Source organism: Mesorhizobium sp. M7A.F.Ca.CA.001.10.2.1, assembly GCF_003998575.1.
Classification (GTDB): Bacteria; Pseudomonadota; Alphaproteobacteria; order Rhizobiales; family Rhizobiaceae; genus Mesorhizobium.
This window is the reverse complement of the sequence record NZ_RZQY01001120.1, coordinates 1-993: the sequence shown is the minus strand read 5'-3', so window position 1 is coordinate 993 and position 993 is coordinate 1. Positions and strand designations below refer to the sequence as shown.

The window sequence follows — 993 nt, the reverse complement described above, 5'->3', positions numbered from 1 at the left end:
GTTCTGCATGCCGCCGAACAAAGCACCGACAGCCTGCTCCGGCTGGTTGGCCTCAGCGCGGCGGCCGCCGTGCTGGTCGCGGTCGGCTTTGCATGGCAGCTGCTCCGCCGTTTCAGCTCTGGCCTCGGGGACATGATGCGCGGCATGGAAGCGCTGGCGAAAGGCAATGCCATGACGCGCATCAGCCACGCCCGCAACGATGAATTCGGGCAGCTGGCCGATGGCTTCAACACGATGGCGGACCAGCTTGCGTCGGCGCGTGCGCATGTCGAGGACATCGTCGAGACGGCTGCCGAAGGCATCGCGGTTCTAGACGGGGACGGCCGCATCGCCAGCGCCAATCCGGCGGCGGCAATGATGATCGGGCGGCGTGCCGACAAGATCGTCGGGCAGCAATGGGATTCGGTGCTGACCATTCGCGATCCCAGAGGCGGCGCGTTCGCCGCCGGCGCTTCTCCCATCGAAATGGCGCTAGCCACGGGCCGCCAGCAGCAGGGCGAAGTGCGCCTGGCCAGATCCGACGGCTCGCACCTGCCGGTCATCGCCAGTTGCGGTCCGCTCAGCCGATCCGAAGGCGGCCTCGTCCTTACGCTCAACGACATCAGCGAGCTGCGCCGTGCGGAGGGAGTGGTCAACGAGCGTGCCGATCAGCTGGCACTCCTCAACCGTGAACTGCACGAAAAGTCCGAAACCACGACCCGTCTGGTGAAGCTTGGCGAACTGCTGCAGGCCTGCGTCACCTTCCCGGAAGCGTTCTCGGTGGTCGGCACCGCCATGGCCGAGTTCCTCGGTGGTTTGAGCGGAACCGTCCACTTGACCAGCGCGTCGCGCAATCTGGTGGAAGAGATGGCGCATTGGGGCGACGTCCGCTCGAGCGCCACGCAATTCGCGCCGGAAGACTGCTGGGCGCTCAGACGCGGCCAGGAACATGTCGCCGGCCCCGGCATGCAGACATAGCCCTTCTTGCCGTTCTCGGTGATATGCGCGCAGCGC

Annotated in this window: 1 protein-coding gene; it reads left to right on the top strand. The window is 66.4% G+C overall.

What is annotated here, in order from left to right; all coding sequences use genetic code 11:
• A partial coding sequence (locus EN964_RS35550; RefSeq protein ID WP_127277523.1) for a PAS domain-containing protein occupies window positions 1-957 on the top strand: 957 nt, incomplete at its 5' end.
• Window positions 958-993: the final 36 nt, after the last annotated feature.